Origin of the sequence: Catenulispora sp. GP43, assembly GCF_041260665.1 — a bacterium.
Lineage (GTDB): Bacteria > Actinomycetota > Actinomycetes > Streptomycetales > Catenulisporaceae > Catenulispora.
Window position 1 is genome coordinate 319320 of record NZ_JBGCCT010000008.1, and the last position, 17907, is coordinate 337226.

The following is a 17907-nucleotide window of genomic DNA, read 5'->3' on the forward strand; positions in this document are numbered from 1 at the left end:
CATGCGCGCGGACGGACTGGCCGGCCGGACGGCCCTGGTCACCGGAGGGGGCTCGGGCATCGGCCGGGCCGTGGCGGTCGCGCTGGCCGCCGCCGGAGCCCGGGTGATCGTGGCCGGCCGGACCGCCGCGACGCTGGAGCGGACCGTTGAGCTGGCCGACGAGGCGACCGCTGTGTGGGGCGGCGAGTCGCTTGTGGGCGGCCAAACCTGGGCGCCGGTCGTGCCGGCCGGCGCCCAGGCACACATCGCGGACGTCACCGACGCCGGCGCCGTGCGGGCGCTGTTCGCCGCGATCGAGCACGAGCACGGCCGGCTGGACATCGCGGTGAACAACGCCGGCCGGCCCGCCTGGGGCCCGGTCGAGCAGACCCCGCGCGCCGAATGGGACGCCGTGCTCGGCGTGAACCTCACCGGCGTGTGGCTGTGCCTGCAGCAGGAGATCGACCTCATGCGCCGCGGCGGCGGGGGAGCGGTGGTCAACGTGGTCTCCCGCATCGGCATCCCGATGCGCGAGGAGAACCAGGGCGTGTACGCGGCCAGCAAGGCCGCGCTGAGCATCCTGACCCGGACCGCGGCCCGCGAGTGCGCCGGCGCCGGCATCCGGATCAACGCCGTCAGCCCCGGCCCCACCGACACCGCGATGGCCCGGTGGGAGGCCGAGAGCCCGGCCGAACGCGACGCGCGCGTGGCCCGCACCGTCCCGATCGGCCGGCTGGCCGACCCCGCCGAGATCGCCGCCGCCGTGCGCTGGCTGGTCTCCGACGAGGCCTCCTACGTCGTCGGCCACGACCTGGTGGTCGACGGAGGGCTGAGCGCCTGAGGGCGGCTCGGCCGACCCCTCATCCGACAAGGAGATAGCCGATGCTCATCCTGTCGTTCAAGGAAGGCCATGACGGTGCCGTGGCGGCGCTCGACGACGGCCGTCTGCTGTTCTCGCTGGAGGCGGAGAAGGACAACTTCCCCCGCTTCGACCGCCTGACCGCCGAGGTCGTGGCGCGGGCCCTGGACCGGTTGCCCCGGCCCCCGGACGTGGTCGCGGTAGGCGGCTGGGTCAAAGGGTTCTTCACCACCGAGCCCAAGGCGCTGACCGGCTACTTCGGCGTCGGCCCGGGCTCGGTGAGCGATGGGCGGGGCCGCTTCGCCGGGTTCGACGTGCGCCGCTTCTCCTCCACCCACGAGCGCTCTCACATCATGTCCTCATACGGCATGGCGCCGATCATCGAGGGAGAGCCCTGTTACGCCCTGGTCTGGGAGGGCAACATCGGGTCCTTCTACCGTGTGGACTCCTCCGGCCGGATCGAGCACCTCAAGCACGTGATGACCGACCCGGGCAGCAAGTACGCCTTCCCTTTTGCCGTCGCCGACCCGGCGTTCCGGGCCAGCGCTGGTACCGGCACTGGTACCGGCACCAGCACCAGCACCAGCACCAGCACCAGCACCAGCACCGGCACCGTGCGGCTGCACGACGCCGGCAAGGTGATGGCGCTGACCGGCTTCGCCGAGAAGGGCCCGGCCACCGAGGCCGAGCAGGACGTCATCGACTTCATCCTGGCCCAGGAGGCGCTGGTCCACGAGGTGTCCAAGGACGATCCGCGCCTGGCCCGATGGCGCGACGTCGGCGTGAGCGCACAGGGCTTCAAGAACCTGGCCGCCCGCCACTCCGAGGCCATCTTCGACCGCTTCCACGACTGGGCCGCGGCCCACCTGCGCGAGGGCCTGCCGCTGCTGATCTCCGGGGGCTGCGGCCTGAACTGCGAGTGGAATCGGCGCTGGGCCGAGTCCGGACTGTTCTCGCAGGTCTTCGTACCGCCGGTGCCGAACGACAGCGGCTCGGCGCTGGGCACGGCCATCGACGCCCAGCACCACTACACCGGCGTGGCCGCGATCGACTGGGACGTCCACGCCGGCCTGGAGTTCGTCCAGGACACCGCCTTCGACCCGGCGCGCTACCACACGCGCGACCTGGACCCGGCCGAGGTGGCCGCGTTCCTGGCCGAGGGCACCGTCATCGCCTGGGTGCAGGGCCGCTGGGAGATGGGCCCGCGGGCGCTGGGCCACCGCTCGCTGCTGGCGGCGCCGTTCGACGCGGGCATGACCCAGCGCCTGAACCGGATCAAGAAGCGCGAGCCGTACCGGCCGATCGCCCCGGTGGTGCTGGAGTCCGAGGCGCACCGGTGGTTCCGCGGCTCGATCCCGGATCCGTACATGCTCTATTTCAGCGAGGTGACCACACCGGAACTGGCGGCCGTCACCCACGTCGACGGCACGGCGCGGACCCAGACGGTGAACCGGCACCAGAACCCCGAACTGGCCGCGCTGCTGGCCGCGTTCGGCGAGCGCACCGGATTCAGCGTGCTGTGCAACACCTCCCTGAACTTCTCCGGGCGCGGCTTCATCAACCGCACCTCCGACCTGATCGCCTACGGCGAGCGGCACGGGCTCGACGGCTACGTCGTCGGCGGCTCGTTCATCACCAAGCGGGGGTCGTGATGGGGGTCGACGCGATGGCCGCCGGCGCCGCCCTGACCGAGCGGCACGGCGAGCTCCAGGGCCGCCCTGAGCAGTTCGAGCTGCTGGGCCGCACCTGGTCCCTGCTTCCCGGGGTGTTCGCCCCGGTGCACACCGCCTCCACCGAACTGTTCTCCACCTGGCTGCCGTACCCGGTCGGCGGGGCGTTCCTGGAGATCGGCTCGGGCGCCGGGGTCACCGCGGTGAGCGCCGCGCTGGCCGGCTGCGCGCACGTCACCGCCGTGGACATCGCCACGGCCGCCGTGGCGAACACGCAGGCGAACGCGCGGCGCCACGGGGTGGCCGACAGGGTCAGGGTCCTGCGAAGCGACCTGTTCGACGCGCTGGACGGCGACCAGCGCTACGACGTCATCTACTGGAACTCCAACGTGATCGACGCCCCGGAGGAGTTCGAGTACCTGGACGAGCTGCAATGGGCCTTCTTCGACCGCGGGTACGCCGCGCACAGCAGGTTCCTGAGCCAGGGCCCGAAGCTGCTGGCCCCCGGCGGCCGGATGTTCCTGGGCTTCAACACGCTGGGCAACAAGGAACGGCTGCGCGTCATGGCCGACGGGCTCGGGCTGGAGCTGGCCACCTACCGCCGCCGGCCCGGCGCGGTCGGGGCGATCTCCGTGGAGCTCAGCCTGCTGGAGATCCTGCCGGCCTGCTGACCGGTGCTGACTCGTGCTAGCTCGGCGCGCCCGAGGCCAGCACGAACCGGGCGATCTCCACGCGCGAGCCGATCCCCAGCTTGCGGAAGATGTTCCGCAGGTGGAACTTCACCGTCTCCGGCGAGCACCGGATCCGCTTGGCGATCTGCTGGTTGGTCAGGCCCTGCACCACCAGCCGGGCCACGGTCTGCTCGCGGCGGCTGAGGGCCGACCACTCCTCGGCCGCCGCGGGGTCGTGCGTGGGCTGCGGCGTGCTCTGGGACCCGGAGGCAGCAGAGGCAGCAGAGGCTCCGGAAGCCCCGGACGCGGCGTCCCGGTCCTCGGCGCGCGCGTCCTCCTGCTCCGGCAGCGCCGAGTCCAGCCGCAGATCCAGCCGCTCGTTCAGCTCCGCCCACAGCGTCATGTACTTCTCGGACGTGGCGGTGTCGCCCTGCGCGAGCGCGACCCCGGCCAGGTTGCGGTAGGCCGCGGCCTCGATCTCCTGCCATCCCGAGCCCAGGCCGAGCTCGACCGCGCGCTGATAGTTGTCCTCGGCCTCGCCCAGCCGGTTCGCGGCGAAGCAGGCCATGCCCAGGCTCAGGTGCATCGCGGCCTGCGCGCGCAGGTTCCGCTCGTGGCGCGCGGCGGCCATCCCGATGTCGGCCATGCGCGTCCATTCGCGCAGCCGGCGGCGCTGGTGGTAGTAGCCGCGCAGGGCGTCCGGGATGATCCAGCACACCGCCGGATCGCCGGAACGGCGGTGGTGCCGGACCAGCGCCAGCAGGTTGTGGCGTTCGGCGTCCAGCCAGGCCAGCGCCGCCTCGCGGTGCGCCGGGGCGGCGTCCTGCGGGCCGGCGGTGGTCGTGTAGCGGCCGTTGCGGGCGGGCGACCGGGCAGCAGCCCCTAATCCGCCGGCGGCATTGGCATCAGCATCGGCTACGGCATTGGCATCAGCATCGGCTACGGCATCGGCCTCGGGATGAGCCCCACCCTCGGAAGCCGGCAGCCGCACCAGGCACGGGTTCACCAGATCCGCGGCGTCCCGCAGCCGGGACAGCACCCACCGCAGGTGCCCGGCCTCGGCGGCGTGCACCGCCTCGGGGGTCTCGTCGGCGGCGAGCCGGTCGGCGGCGAACAGCCGGGCCAGCGAGTGCAGGCTGTAGCGGCCGGTCTCGGCCTCGGGACGGACCACGCTGCGGTCGGCCATCCGGTCCAGCGCCTCCTGCGCCTCCTCCCGGGTGATCCCCGCGACCTGCGCCGCGGCCTCCGGGCAGAAGTCGAACCCGCGCAGCAGCGCCAGCCGCCGGAACACCTTGCGGTCCCCGGTCTCCAGCGCGTCGTAGGACGAGGTCAGCACGCCGTGCACGGTGATGTCGCCGGCGGTGAGCCGTTTGAGCCGGCGGCGCTCGTCGCGCAGCTGGTCGCAGAGGTCGTCGACGCTCATCTGGGGCCGCGACAGCAGCCGCGCGGCGGCGATGCGGATCGCCAGCGGCAGGTACCCGCACAGCGCCAGCAGCCCGTCCACATCCTCGGTGCCGGTCCAGCGCGCGCCCAGCACCCGGGCCAGCATCGCCGCGGCCTCGGCCTCCGGCATCGGCCCCAGGCGCAGCGGCAGCGCCCCGGCCAGCCCGCCGAGCCAGTTGCGGCTGGTGACCACCGCCAGGGTGTCCGGGCCGGCCGGCAGCAGCGGGCGCACCTGCGCCTCGTCGGCGGCGTCGTCCAGGACCACCAGGGTCCGCCGGCCGGCCAGCGTGGTGCGGAACATGCCGACCAGCTCGGTCTGGTCGGCCGGCAGCGGACCGGTGGCGCCCAGGGCGCGCAGGAACCGGCGCAGCACGTCCGGCACCGGGGTCGGCGCGCCGGTGTAGCCGCCGAGGTCGGCGTACAGGTGCGCGTCCGGGAAGGAGTCGCCGGCCAGCCGCGCGGCGCGCACCGCCAAAGCGGTCTTGCCGGTCCCGCCCGCACCGGTCACCACGAACAGCTGGCTGGCGTGCGGGGCGGTTTTGGAGGTGCACAGCGTGTTCGGATCGGTGAGCGCGGCCAGCTCGCTGAGCCGGCCGGTGAAGTCGGTGGTGTCCGGTGGCAGCAATCGGGCGCGCGTCGGCGCGCCGTCGAGAACTCCCCGCATGCGAGCGCCCCCTGGCAAGAGGTCTGATTTCACCTCGTCGTGCCGAGGCGTGCTGAATGAGAACCGATGTTCTGTTCTTGTGAAAAGTATCGCACAGGGGGTGATCTATGGCTACTGACGATGACTTGAGAATCGCTCACAGTGTTCGATGTCGCCCACGGTCGCGCCGGTCACGGGTGTCAACCGATCGCGATGGTGGCGGGGATCACTTTCTTCGTACCCTCATCCGGTCCCACGTTGCGGTTTCCGGCCCCGCCGGGCACGGCCGGCTTGGCGAAGGTGGCCCCCAGGGCCGCCAGGAACCTGCGGCCCGGCGCCCAGCCCTCGACGACGTGCGTGCTGATCTGCACGATGTCCTGCTCGGCCGCCGCGGCCGACAGCGCCCGCACCACCGCCGTCCCGATCCCCAGCCGCCGGAACTCCGGGCGGATCACGAAGGTGCCGATGCCGACCGAGGCGGTGTGCGGGAAGCCGCGCAGCGCGTCCACGAACCCGACGACCTCCCGGGCGGCCTCGATGACCAGCAGCACTTTGTCGTCGAACTCATAGCCCTCCGGCAGCGAGTAGTAGGCGCTCTGCACGTCGCCGGGCGCCGAGGGCTGGCCGGTGGCGGCGACGAACCAGTCGTCGGAGGCGGCGAAGACGGCCAGCACCGCTTCCTCGTCGGCGGGCTCCAGATCGCGGACGGCGACCGGGTGGCCGTCCACGGACAGATCGATGCGCATGGCGCCAGTCAAACACCTGACGCCCGGTGCGGTCATCCGTGCTGCCGGAGGTGGGACCGTGGCGGAAACCAGTTTCGCCGTCGCGGGTGATCGGCTAGCCTCGGCGCATCGACACGCTCAAGGACGGGGAGGGATCATGACACGCGGCAACTCCGCCACTGTGGCTTCCCGGCACCCCTTCGAGGTGATCCTGGTGTCTTCGCCGGCTCGGCGCCGGCTGCGCGGCCTGCGCTGAGACACCTCCCGGACGCTATCTTCGGCCCCTGATATATGGGGCCTGATGTCGTGTGCGCTCTTCGCCGCGGCGTCGTGTCCGGGTATCGCGCTGTCCTGATCCACGGCGATTCCCAAAGGATCGATCCATCATGCGTGCAGACTCCACCCGCCGTTCCCTGTCCCTGGTCCGCAATCTGGGCATCCTGGCCCACGTGGACGCCGGCAAGACCACCGTCACCGAGCGCGTGCTGTTCCTGACCGGCGCCGTGCACAAGCGCGGCGAGGTGCACGACGGCACCACCGTCACCGACTTCGACTCCCAGGAGCGCGACCGCGGCATCACCATCTTCGCCGCCGCCGTCAGCTGCGACTGGGCCGGCCACCGGCTGAACCTCATCGACACCCCCGGGCACGTCGACTTCTCCGCGGAGGTCGAACGCTCGCTGCGGGTGCTCGACGGCGCGGTCGCGGTGTTCGACGCCGTGGCCGGCGTGGAGCCGCAGAGCGAGTCGGTGTGGCGGCTGGCCGACCGGTACGGCGTGCCGCGGATCGCGTTCGTCAACAAGATGGACCGCACCGGCGCCGACCTGGACGCGGCGCTCGCCTCGATCCGGGACCGGCTGCATCCGGTCCCGCTGGCGGTGCAGCTGCCGATCGGCAGCGAGAGCGGCTTCAGCGGCGTCGTCGATCTGGTCGGTATGCGGGCCCTGACATGGTCCGACGGCTCCGGCGAGATGGGCTCCTCGGCCGTCCCCGAGGCGTTGGCCGACGAGGCCGTGCGGCGCCGGCGGATGCTGGAGGAGGCAGTGGCCGAGCGGAACGCGGCGGCGCTGGAGGAGTTCGTCGAGCGCTCGCAGCTCTCGGAGCGAACGCTGGTGGCGGCGTTGCGCGAGCTGACGGCTGCCGGGGAGGTCGTCGTGGTGCTGTGCGGTGCGGCGTACAAGAACCGGGGTGTCGAACCGCTGCTGGACGCGGTGGTCGCCTACCTGCCCTCGCCGTCGGACCGGCCGGCTGTCGGCGGGACCGACGGGACTGACGGGGCCGCCGGGGCCGCCGGACAGCGCGCCGCCGACCCGGCCGAGCCGCTGGCGGCGCTGGTGTTCAAGGTGCAGGCGACCGGTACCGGACGGCTGACGTTCGTGCGCGTCTACTCCGGAACGCTGCGCAAGGGCGACTCGGTGCTGGACGTCGGCGCCGGCCGGACCGAGCGCGTGGGCCGGATCCTGCGGGTGCAGGCCGACCGGCACACGGAGATCGAGCAGGCGGCGGCCGGCGACATCGTCGCCCTGGTCGGCCCGAAGCACGCCGTGACCGGCGCGACCCTGGCCGCCCCCGACGCGCCGATCCTGCTGGAGGGCTCCGGCGGGCGGGCCGCCGAACCGGTGGTGTCGGTCGCGGTCGAGGCCGACCGCAACGCCGACACCGGCCGCCTGGCATCGGCGCTGGCGCGCGCGGTCGAGGAGGACCCGTCGCTGAGCGTGCGCACCGACCCCGAGACCGGCCAGACGCTGCTGTCCGGACTCGGAGAGCTGCACCTGGAGGTGGCGGTGGAGAAGATCCGCAGGGAGAAGGGGATCGCGGTGAACGTGGGACGCCCGCAGGTGGCACTGCGCGAGGCGGTGGTGTCGGGCGTGTCCGGCTTCGTCTACCGGCACGTCAAACAGGAGGGCGGCTCAGGCCAGTTCGCGCACGTGGTCCTGGACGTCAGGCCGCTGACCGGCACTGTCGGCGACACCGGCTTCACCTTCGAGTCGAAGGTCACCGGCGGCCGCGTCCCCCGCGAGTACATCCGCGCGGTGGAAGCAGGCTGCCGCGACGCCCTGGCCGCCGGCCCGCTGGCCGGCCACCCGGTGACCGGCCTGCACGTGACGCTGGTCGACGGAGCCACGCACGTGAAGGACTCCTCGGAGATGGCCTTCCGCACCGCCGGCGCCCTCGGCCTGCGCGCGGCACTGCGCGCGAGCAGGCTGACCCTGCTGGAGCCGGTCGCCGAGCTGACGGTCACCACCCCGGAGGACGGCGTCGGCGCGGTCCTCGGCGACCTCGCGGCCCGCCGCGGCCGGGTGACGGACTCCACGAGCCGCGGCGGCGCGGCGGTGGTGACGGCGACGGTGCCGCTCGCGGAGGTGTTCGGCTACGCGACGCGGCTGCGGAGCCGGACGCAGGGGCGGGGGGTTTTCACGATGCGGGCGGCGGGTTATGTGGCGGTGGTCGGGGGGTGAGGTTCGGCGGGGCTGAGGTTGGGCGGGGCTGAGGTTGGGCGGAGCTGAGGCTCGGTAAGGGACCCGGCCGGTCTGTCTTTCGGGGCGGGCCGGCCGGCCCCGGGGACGCGGTGGTCGGGGCCGGTGGCTTGGCAAGGTGGATAACAGGCCCCATCTGGCCCTGCCTGGCCACCGCACCGGACGGGGCCCGCCGACACGGGCCCGTCTGCGTACTAGCGGGGTACTAGCGGGGTACTACGAAGTGCGGCGCTGGACCTTTCCGGCCTTCAGGCACGCGGCGCAGACCTTGAGCCGCACCGGCCGGCCGTCGACGGTCGCCTTCACCGGCTGGATGTTCGGGCGGAACATCCGCGCCGAGCGCCCGGTCACCCGCCGCCGCTGGGCGTTGCGCCCCAGCCTGGCGACCTGGTTGCCGAAGCTCGGCTCCTTGCCGCACACGTCACAGCGTTTTGACATCAGCATTCTCCTCGAAAAGTTCGCGATGGCATGCCGACCGCCCATCGCGATGTCGATCGAGAAGGGAGAAGTGCCGCTGCGGAAGCGGTGGTCGGCGGCATGGGAAACAAGGGCAGGACTCAGCGCGCAGCGTCGGCGAATCGACCGCTGCCGCCTGCCTGATGAGGTGTCTCGACCTATGCCGCCTTTAGAACATGCGGCTGACCGTAACGGCCTGCTCCAGCACGTTCAACTGGTTTACGACCTGCGCCAGTGCGGCGCCGCGTTTAATCCTTGAAGGATTGCCGTAGCGCTGCCCTAGTGTTCGGAGCCATGACCTCGAAGACAAACGATCATCCCGCCTGGGTCGCGCCCTACCTGGCCAAACTCGGCGTCGACGACCCGGAGACCCTCGGCGCTCCGTCGCTCGACACTCTGCGCCGCCTTCACCGCGCGCACGTCGAGCTCATCGCCTTCGAGAACTTCGACATCCAGCTCGGACGCCCGCAGGGCATCGACCCGGCCGAGTCCATAGCCCGTATCCTGGCCGGCCGGGGTGGCTACTGCTTCAACCTGAACAATGCTTTCGCCGAGCTGCTGACCGTCCTCGGGTACGACGTCACTATGCACCGCGGCCAGATCAACGGCAGCGCCGAGACCGCCAAGGCGACCGCCGACGAATACGACACGCACATGGCCCTCACCGTCGTGATCGACGGCGAACGCTGGTCGGTCGACGTCGGCCTGGCCAACTCGCATCACGAGCCCATCCCGCTCCGGGAGGGCGTCCATGTCCAGGGCCCCTTCACCTTCGAACTGCGGCCGCTGCCGGAGATCGGCCCGGACGCCTGGCGGTTCCACACCGATCCGGCGCAGACCACCTTCCACAGCATGGACTTCACCCTGGCCCCGGCCACATGGGAGGACTTCAAGAGCTTCCACACCCATTTGTCGACGTCGCCGGACGCTCCCTACGTCAAGTGGTTCGAGCTCTTCCGCCGTGACGCGAACTGCGCCGAGTACGTGCTGGGTGACACGTACACGCGCGACGAGGGAGCCGGACAGCGCACGACACGCATGCTCGAAGCCGCCGACGAGCTGTTCAAGATCGCAACGGACGTGTTCCACCTGGACCTCTCGGACGTCGACGACGCCGACCGTGAAGCCATGTGGGACCGCATCCAGATCGCGGAGGCGGAGTGGCGAGCGAAGCGTCAATCGGTGGAGAACCAGGCCTGAGGTCGCCGCAGCGGATGACGGCTTGGCCCAACGCGGAGAAGTACAGCTCGACGCGCAGCGGACGTACTCGAGCTCCCGGCGGGCCGCCCGTCCGGGCGTGACCGGAACGTCGGGGTGCTTGCGGGCGCGGGCGGCGACCGCGGTCTTCTCGTCGATCGACAGCAGCACCGCGCCCGGCGGCGGATTGAGGTACAGCTGGCGGATGTCGGTGGCGCGGTCCCAAGACACTAGGTCGTCGCGGCGGTTGAGCCAGCGGCGGACCTTGTGCCGCAAGCGCGCCCGGCAATCAGCTCCCGTGCCCCGCCTAACTCCCGCCCCGCACCCGCCGCAGCGCCCGCGCCTGGGCCCGCGTCGACACCCGGATCAGCTTCTCCCCGTACTCGTCCTCGGCGATGGCCACGCTCTGGGGCTTCATCGGGAAGTCGGTCCGGATCGGTTCCTGCTCGAGCACCGCGTCCATGATGGAGATCCCGGGTCGGTGTGCCTCCTTGCGCCGCCGGTGGTCGCCCAGCGCCTGCCGCTTCCAGCGTCCGAAGGGGGTGAGCCCGGCGTTGGCGGAGATCAGCGCTATGGCGGCGACGCGGGCCGTCTCGACCGAGATGATCGCGTCGGCACGGGGCATGAACTGCGGGGCCCATTCCTCGCCCTCGACGATCCACCGGTCGGTGGCGGCGGCCTCGTCGGCGTTCGCTCCGAGGCGCTCGGCGCGCGAGTAGCCGATGGAGTAGCGCAGGGGCGGCAGGCCGAGCGTTTGCGGGAAGTAGAGCTCGAGCATGCTGCGCCGTATCGCCGGTCCGAGGACCACCACCCGGTCGCAGTCTCCGCCGATCAGCCGTCCCCACAACTCGGCGCTGCCATACAACCGGTCCGTCGCCGCGTCCCACTGGTCGTCGTACATGCGCGCATGCTAGCTCCCGATCCGTTCCCACCCGCGCCGCACCGGCGCCTCGCTCAGGCCGTGGGGGTCGCGGCTGCGGTACACGATGTACGGCCGGAACAGGTAGTGGATCGGCGCGCTGAACATATGTACCAGGCGCGTGAAGGGCAACAGCGCGAACAACAGCATGCCGATCACCGCGTGGATCTGGAACGGGATCGGGGCCTGGGCCATCAGCCCGGTCTTCGGCTGCAGCAGGAACAGGCTGCGGGCCCAGGGGGCGATGGTGGCGCGGTAGTCGTAGCCCTTGGCGAGTCCGGCGTGCGTGAGCTTGGCGACCAGCCCCATGACGATCGCGGTCAGCAGCACCAGGTACATCAGCTTGTCGTTGCGCGTCGTGGCCAGGAACACCGCCGGCGTGGTGCGCCGCCGGTAGATGAGCATGAGGATGCCGACGACCGCCAGCACCCCGGCGGCGGTCCCCGCGAACAGCGACAGCAGGTTGTACCCGTGTTCGTGCAGGCCCAGCGCGTACGTCCACGACGAGGGCACGAACAACCCCATCAGGTGCCCCGCCAGCACGAACAGCAGGCCGTAGTGGAACATCGGCGAGGCGATGTTCAGGATGCGCCGCTCGTAGCTCTCCGACGAGCGGGTCGTCCACCCGAACTTGTCGTAGCGGTAGCGCCACACCAGGCCGGTGACCAGTATCGCGGCGGCGATGTAGGGGAGCGCGCCCCACAGGAACGTCTGCACGTCGTGCTCCTCTATCGATCCGGAGTTAATACGGGGAGCAGATCGAGATGGCCGTACGGACGCAGCGCCGCCGTATCCGGATCCAGCCCGACCGTCTCGCGCGGCGGCCTGGCAGCGGCCAGCGCCCCCGCGGCGGCCCGGTCCTTCGGCGACGGCCCCGGCAGCGTCGAGCACACCGCCGCCAGCACTGACCCGTACGCCGTCCCGTGCTCCACAAGCGCCAGCCGCAGCAACTCCAGCCCCGGCCGGTGGCGCAGCAGCAGCCCCGCATCCCCGCGAGCCGCCGCGAACTCCAGTACCACCGGCAAGAAGTCCGGCAGCTCCGTCTCGCCGAAGTCGAACCCCGCCTCCCGGAACGTGGCCTTGAGCTCGACCAGCGACGCGCCCCGCCGCCGGGTGTCCCCGTCGAGCCACCACGTCAGATACAGGCTGTGCCGGTTCTTGAAGTCGAACACTTCGACGTAGTGCGAGGCCGCCTGCGTCGCCGGCATCGCCGAGACCTGGTCCACGAACGCCACCAGCGTGCGCGCGCCCCGGCCGCCGACCGCCACCAGCGCCGAGCGCACCAGCGCAAGACGCTCCCACCACGCCGCATCGGGATAGTCGAGCAGGTGTGCGGCGGCCTGAAGCACCACCCGATCCCGCCGCCGGAGGGCGGCAGCGCTGGAACCCCGGGCCATCAGACCTCCTCCTCCCGATCAGCCGTCTGACGCCGCCGCATCCCGCGGAAGTCCTCCAGTGAGATCAACGGAAGCCGTCTCTTCTTCCCCGAGTCGTCGCCGAAGGGCCCGTTCTCGCCGAGGGACCCGGTCTCGGCGTCGGCGTCGGAAACGCTGCACCCGGACCCCAACGCCGCCTCCTCCAAGGCGTGCGCATCGGCCATCGCCGCTGTGGGGATCACATAGCGGTCCTCGTACTTGGCGATCGCCAGCAGCCGGTACATGTCTTCGATCTGCGCCGAAGGCTCCTCCGGAGCCGTCCCGAGGTTCACCTCCCGCATGTACGCGCGCATCGCGGCCAGCCGCCCCAGCGCCGCACGCACCGGGACGACGTCCCCGGCGGTGAACAGCTGCGCCAAGTACTCGACGGGGATGCGCAGCGCGTCGATGGCGCCGAACAGGTTGTCCCCGTCCTCGCCGTCGTGACCGGACTCGGCGATGGCCTCCACGACCGGCGACAGCGGCGGGATGTACCAGACCATCGGCAGCGTGCGGAACTCCGGGTGCAGCGGCAGCGCCACCTTGTAGTCACAGATCAGCTTGCGCACCGGCGAGCGCCGCGCGGCCTGCATCCAGTCGTACGGGATGCCGGAGGCTTCGGCGGCGCGCGCCACCTCGGGGTCGTCCGGGTCGAGGAACACGCCGAGTTGCGCCTGGTACAGGTCGCGGTCGTCGGCGGTCTCGGCCGCGGCGGTGACCCGGTCGGCGTCGTAGAGCATGACGCCGAGGTAGCGCAGCCGTCCGGGGCACGTCTCCGAGCACACCGTCGGCAATCCGACCTCGACGCGCGGATAGCAGAACGTGCATTTCTCGGCCTTGCCGGTGCGGTGGTTGAAGTAGATCTTCTTGTAGGGGCAGGCCGTGACACACTGCCGCCAGCCCCGGCAGCGGTCCTGGTCCACCAGCACGATGCCGTCCTCGGTGCGCTTGTACAGCGCGCCGGACGGACACGAGGCGACGCACGCCGGGTTGAGACAGTGCTCGCAGATCCTCGGCAGGTAGAACATGAACGCTTGCTCGAATGCGAACCGCACCGTCTCCCCGACCTGCTCCCGCATCTTCTGCACGATCGGGTCCTGATCCCCGCGCTCGGAGGTGCCGCCCAGGTTGTCGTCCCAGTTGGCGCTCCACCGGACGGTGTCCATGGGCTTGCCGGTCAGCAGCGAGCGGGGCCGGGCCACGGGGTAGTCGTCGCCCAGTGGCGCCTGCTGGAGGTTCCCGTAGTCGTAGGTCCAGGGCTCGTAGTAGTCGTCGACGGTGGGCAGCACCGGGTTGGCGAAGATCTCGGCGAGCTTCTTCAGCCGGCCGCCCTGCTTCAGCTTCAGCCGGCCGCGCCGGTCCCGCTCCCAGCCGCCCTTCCACCGCTCCTGGTCGGAGTAGCGCCGCGGGTATCCCAGGCCGGGCCGGGTCTCGACGTTGTTGAACCAGACGTATTCCATGCCGCGCCGGTTGGTCCAGGTCTGCTTGCAGGTGACCGAGCACGCGTGGCAGCCGATGCACTTGTCGAGGTTCATCACCATCGCGATCTGCGCCATGACGCGCATCAGTACTGGACCTCCTGCGATCGGCGCCGGATGACGGTGACCTCGTCGCGCTGGTTGCCGGTCGGGCCGAGGTAGTTGAAGGCCCAGGACAGCTGGGCGTAGCCGCCGATCAGGTGCGTGGGCTTGAGCATGACCCGGGTCAGGGAGTTGTGGATGCCGCCGCGCTTGCCGGTCTTCTCGGCCTTGGGCACGCCCACGGTGCGGTCCTGCGCGTGGTGCATGTAGACCGTCCCCTTGGGCATCCGGTGCGACACGACGGCGCGCGCGACGACCACCCCGTTGCGGTTGACCGCCTCGATCCAGTCGTTGTCGTGCACGCCGATGGCGGCGGCGTCCTGGTCGGACATCCAGATGACCTGTCCGCCGCGTGACAGCGAGAGCATGAACAGGTTGTCCTGGTACTCGGAGTGGATGGACCACTTGTTGTGCGGCGTCAGGTACCGGACGGTGACCTCGGCCTGGCCGTCGGGGCCGAGCCGGGGCTCGCCGAACAGCCGGTTCATGTCCAGCGGCGGCCGGTAGACCGGCAGCGCCTCGCCGAACTCGTGGATCCAGTCGTGGTCCAGGTAGAAGTGCTGGCGGCCGGTGAGGGTGTGCCAGGGCTTGAGGTGTTCGGTGTTCAGGGTGAAGGGGGCGTAGCGGCGTCCGCCGGATTCGTTGCCGGACCATTCCGGAGAGGTGATGACCGGGACCGGTGCGGCCTGGGTGTCGGCGTAGGTGATCTGCTTGCCCTCGTTCTCGGCGGCCAGGTGCGCGAATTCCTTGCCGACCTGCTTCTCCAGCTGGTGGAAGCCTTGGACGGCCAGCCGTCCGTTGCTGGTGCCGGACAGGTGCAGGATCGCGTTGCAGGCCTTGATGCCGGTGTCGATCAGGGGGCGTCCGTCGGCCGGTCCGCCGCGCGCCGTCCCGTTCAGGGCCTTCAGAGCCTCGACTTCTTTGTCGGGGACGAATTTCAGGCCCTTGACCGGCAGCCCGAGCTTCTCCACGTTCGGCCCCAGCGTGGCCATCTTCGCCGCGACCGCCGTGTAGTCGCGCTCGACGACGGCCAGCGCGGGCATCGTCTTGCCCGGCACCGGTTCGCACTGGCCGAGCTTCCAGTCCAGCACCACGCCGCCGGGCTGCGCGATCTCGCCGGGGGTGTCGTGTTGCAACGGTGCGGCGACGATGTCGTGCCGGGTGTCCAGGCGTCCGGCGGCCAGTTCGCTGAAGCGCCGGGCGACGGCGTGGAAGGCGTCGAAGTCGGTGCGGGCCTGCCACGGCGGGTCGACGGCGGGGCTGAAGGAATGGATGTAGGGATGCATGTCCGTGGAGGACAGGTCGTGCTTCTCGTACCAGGTGGCCGCCGGCAGGACGACGTCGGACAGCAGCGCGGAGGACGTCATCCGGAAGTCCAGCGACAGCAGCAGGTCCAGCTTGCCCTCGGGGGCTTGCTCCCGCCAGGTCACGTCGTGCGGCCGCACGTCTTCGTGTGCTTCCTCGGCGCTGAGGGAGGAGTGCGTTCCCAGCAGATGCTTGCTGAAGTACTCCGCGCCCTTCGCGGAGGATCCCAGCAGGTTGGCACGCCACAAGGTGAGGATCCGGGGCCAGTTCTGCGGCGCGTCGGGGTCCTCGCAGGCGAAACCGAGCCGTCCGGCCTTCAGTTCGTCCACCACGTGCGCCGCCGGCTCCTTGCCCGCGGCTCGTGCCTCGTCGACGAGGTCCAGCGGGTTCCGGTCGAAGGTCGGGTAGGACGGCATCCATCCCAGCCGCGCCGAGCGCGCCAGACAGTCGGCGCCGGTCATGCCTCGCATGGTGCCGGAGGCGAGCGGGGAGGTGAGGACCTCGGTGCGGAACTGGTCGTAGCGCCACTGGTCGGTGTTCAGGTAGAAGAACCCGGCGCCGATGGCCTGGCGGGGCGGGCGTGACCAGTCGTTGGCCGAGGCCAGGGTGGCCCAGCCGGTGGCCGGCCGGCACTTCTCCTGGCCGACGTAGTGGGCCCAGCCGCCGCCGTTGCGGCCCTGGCAGCCGGTGAGGGTGAGCAGCGCCAAGAAGGACCGGTAGATGGTCTCGGAGTGGAACCAGTGGTTGGTGCCGGCGCCCATCAGGATCATGCACCGGCCGCCGGATCTCGCGGCGGTGTCGGCGAACTCGCGGGCGATCTTCACCGCGAGCCGGGCCGGGACGGAAGTCTGGGCCTCGGCCCAGGCCGGGGTGCCCGGCGCTGTGGCGTCGTCGTAGCCGGTGGGCCAGATGCCGGGCAGGTCGGTGCGCGCCACGCCGTATTGGGCGAGCAAGAGGTCGAACACGGTGGTGACCAGCGGTCCGCCGGGGTGCAGCCGGATGGCCGGGACGCCCCGGGTGTGGATCTCGCCGCGGCCCTGGCCGTGTGCTCCGCCGTCGGTGTCGAAGCGGGGGAGCAGGACTTCGGCGGGGATCGCTTCGGGCAGTCCGAGCACGCTCAGGCGCGGTTCGACGCCGTCCAGGTCCAGGTTCCAGCGGCCCTGGCCGGACTCGGTCCAGCGGAAGCCGATGGAGCCGTTGGGGACGACGGGGCGGCCGGTGGCGGCGTCCAGGACGACGGTCTTCCAGGCAGCGCCGTCGGTTGCCGGTGCCTGGCTGTCCGCACCGTCGTCCAGGTCGGCGGCGCGGACGAACTTGTCGGGGACGTAGTAGCCGCCCCGGTCGTGTTCGGCCAGGGTGATCAGGAACGGCAGGTCGGTGAACTGCTTGACGTAGGAGTCGAAGAACTCGTTGTGGCCCTCGACGAAGTGTTCCTTGAGGATGACGTGGCCCATGGCGATGGCCAGCGCGGCATCGGTGCCGGGGTGCGGGTGCAGCCACTCGTCGGCGAACTTGGCGTTGTCGGCGTAGTCCGGGGCGACGGCCACGACCTTCTGGCCCCGGTAGCGGGCCTCGGCCATCCAGTGCGCGTCGGGGGTGCGGGTGACCGGGACGTTGGAGCCCCACATGATCAGGTAGGCGGCGTCCCACCAGTCGCCGGACTCCGGGACGTCGGTCTGGTCGCCGAAGACCTGCGGGGAGGCCACCGGCAGGTCGGCGTACCAGTCGTAGAACGACAGCATGGTGCCGCCGATCAGTGACATGAAGCGGGCGCCGGAGGCGTGGGAGACCATGGACATGGCCGGGATCGGGGAGAAGCCGGCGACGCGGTCGGGGCCGTGCTCGGCGATGGTGTGCACGTGGGCCGCGGCGATGATGTCCACGGCCTCGTCCCACGTGGCGCGCACCAGGCCGCCTTTGCCGCGGGCCTGCTGGTAGGCGCGGCGGCGCTCGGGGTCGGCCTGGATCGCGGCCCACGCGGCGACCGGATCGCCGCCGGCGGCGGTCTTGGCGGCGCGGAACTGCTCCAGCAGGACGCCGCGGATGTAGGGGTACCGCACGCGCGAGGGGGAGTAGGTGTACCAGGAGAAGGAGGAGCCGCGCGGGCAGCCGCGGGGTTCGTACTCGGGGCGGTCCGGGCCGACGGAGGGATAGTCCGTGGCCTGCGTCTCCCAGGTGATGATGCCGTCTTTGACGTAGACCTTCCAGCGGCACGAGCCGGTGCAGTTGACGCCGTGGGTGGAGTGGACGATCTTGTCGTGGCTCCAGCGGTCGCGGTAGAAGACGTCGCCTTCCCGGCCGCCCTGGTACTGGACGCTGTGCAGGTCGTTCGCGGTGCTGCCGCGGAGGAAGTACTTTCCGGCCGCGAGCAGGAGCGCGTCGGGCTCCGTGGATCCGTCGCTCGGCACCGGGCCTCCTTGATGGCGAGTCTCCTTCACTCCTTGTGGTGACCCGTGCGGGAGGTGCGAACCGGCCGGTCACCTGTCCGGAGCAGCGGGGACGCGTTATGTGCAACCCACCGGTTGCGTGTTCGGGCACCCATGTGCAACCCTGGAGTTGCACGTTACG

The 17907-nt window shown here is 71.1% G+C and carries 13 protein-coding genes; 5 read left to right on the plus strand and 8 right to left on the minus strand.

Features of this window, described 5'->3' with window-relative positions:
- The first annotated feature begins 1 nt into the window (after position 1).
- The 3 genes from ABH926_RS18965 to ABH926_RS18975 are packed head-to-tail and all read left to right on the plus strand — an operon-like array spanning position 2 to position 3179.
- Entirely contained in the window at positions 2-820 is an 819-nt protein-coding gene (locus ABH926_RS18965; protein WP_370366983.1) for an SDR family NAD(P)-dependent oxidoreductase, read from the plus strand.
- Between the two features lie 41 nt (positions 821-861).
- Positions 862-2490 (plus strand): carbamoyltransferase C-terminal domain-containing protein, encoded by a 1629-nt coding sequence (locus tag ABH926_RS18970; RefSeq protein ID WP_370366984.1) that lies wholly within the window; start codon positions 862-864, stop codon positions 2488-2490.
- Positions 2490-3179: a methyltransferase gene (locus tag ABH926_RS18975; RefSeq protein ID WP_370366985.1), complete on the plus strand. Its 690-nt coding sequence runs from the start codon at positions 2490-2492 to the stop codon at positions 3177-3179. Before ABH926_RS18970 ends, ABH926_RS18975 begins: the two co-directional genes overlap by 1 nt.
- Positions 3180-3195: 16 nt before the next feature.
- Here ABH926_RS18975 and ABH926_RS18980 read toward each other — a convergent pair whose 3' ends face one another.
- Positions 3196-5286, minus strand: coding sequence for a LuxR C-terminal-related transcriptional regulator (locus ABH926_RS18980; RefSeq protein WP_370366986.1), 2091 nt, complete (start codon positions 5284-5286; stop codon positions 3196-3198).
- Positions 5287-5465: 179 nt separating this feature from the next.
- Positions 5466-6011, minus strand: coding sequence for an N-acetyltransferase family protein (locus ABH926_RS18985; protein WP_370366987.1), 546 nt, complete (start codon positions 6009-6011; stop codon positions 5466-5468).
- A gap of 365 nt (positions 6012-6376) precedes the next feature.
- On the opposite strand from ABH926_RS18985, the gene fusA reads away from it, so the two are divergent.
- The gene (gene fusA, locus ABH926_RS18990) at positions 6377-8449 is read left to right on the plus strand and encodes an elongation factor G (RefSeq protein ID WP_370366988.1); all 2073 of its coding nucleotides are present in this window, start codon (positions 6377-6379) and stop codon (positions 8447-8449) included.
- A 234-nt stretch (positions 8450-8683) separates the two neighbouring features.
- Here fusA and rpmB read toward each other — a convergent pair whose 3' ends face one another.
- On the minus strand, positions 8684-8905 hold the full coding sequence (gene rpmB / locus ABH926_RS18995) for a 50S ribosomal protein L28 (RefSeq protein ID WP_370366989.1): 222 nt from the start codon (positions 8903-8905) through the stop codon (positions 8684-8686).
- Positions 8906-9217: 312 nt separating this feature from the next.
- Here rpmB and ABH926_RS19000 point away from each other — a divergent pair, with 312 nt between their 5' ends.
- Positions 9218-10123: an arylamine N-acetyltransferase gene (locus tag ABH926_RS19000; protein ID WP_370366990.1), complete on the plus strand. Its 906-nt coding sequence runs from the start codon at positions 9218-9220 to the stop codon at positions 10121-10123.
- Positions 10124-10427: 304 nt separating this feature from the next.
- On the opposite strand, the gene ABH926_RS19005 is transcribed toward ABH926_RS19000, so the two are convergent.
- The 5 genes from ABH926_RS19005 to ABH926_RS19025 are packed head-to-tail and all read right to left on the minus strand — an operon-like array spanning position 10428 to position 17747.
- A complete protein-coding gene (locus ABH926_RS19005; RefSeq protein WP_370366991.1) occupies positions 10428-11021 on the minus strand; it encodes a hypothetical protein in 594 nt (197 codons plus the stop codon).
- Between the two features lie 9 nt (positions 11022-11030).
- Complete coding sequence (narI, locus tag ABH926_RS19010; protein WP_370366992.1) at positions 11031-11756, minus strand: respiratory nitrate reductase subunit gamma; 726 nt, start codon at positions 11754-11756, stop codon at positions 11031-11033.
- 11 nt (positions 11757-11767) lie between these two features.
- Positions 11768-12436 carry a nitrate reductase molybdenum cofactor assembly chaperone gene (gene narJ, locus ABH926_RS19015; RefSeq protein WP_370366993.1) on the minus strand — a complete coding sequence of 223 codons (669 nt, stop codon included), beginning with the start codon at positions 12434-12436 and terminating at the stop codon, positions 11768-11770.
- Positions 12436-14019: a nitrate reductase subunit beta gene (gene narH, locus ABH926_RS19020; protein WP_370366994.1), complete on the minus strand. Its 1584-nt coding sequence runs from the start codon at positions 14017-14019 to the stop codon at positions 12436-12438. The genes narJ and narH overlap by 1 nt, the downstream gene beginning before the upstream one ends.
- Positions 14019-17747: a nitrate reductase subunit alpha gene (locus tag ABH926_RS19025; protein WP_370366995.1), complete on the minus strand. Its 3729-nt coding sequence runs from the start codon at positions 17745-17747 to the stop codon at positions 14019-14021. Before ABH926_RS19025 ends, narH begins: the two co-directional genes overlap by 1 nt.
- Positions 17748-17907 lie beyond the last annotated feature (160 nt).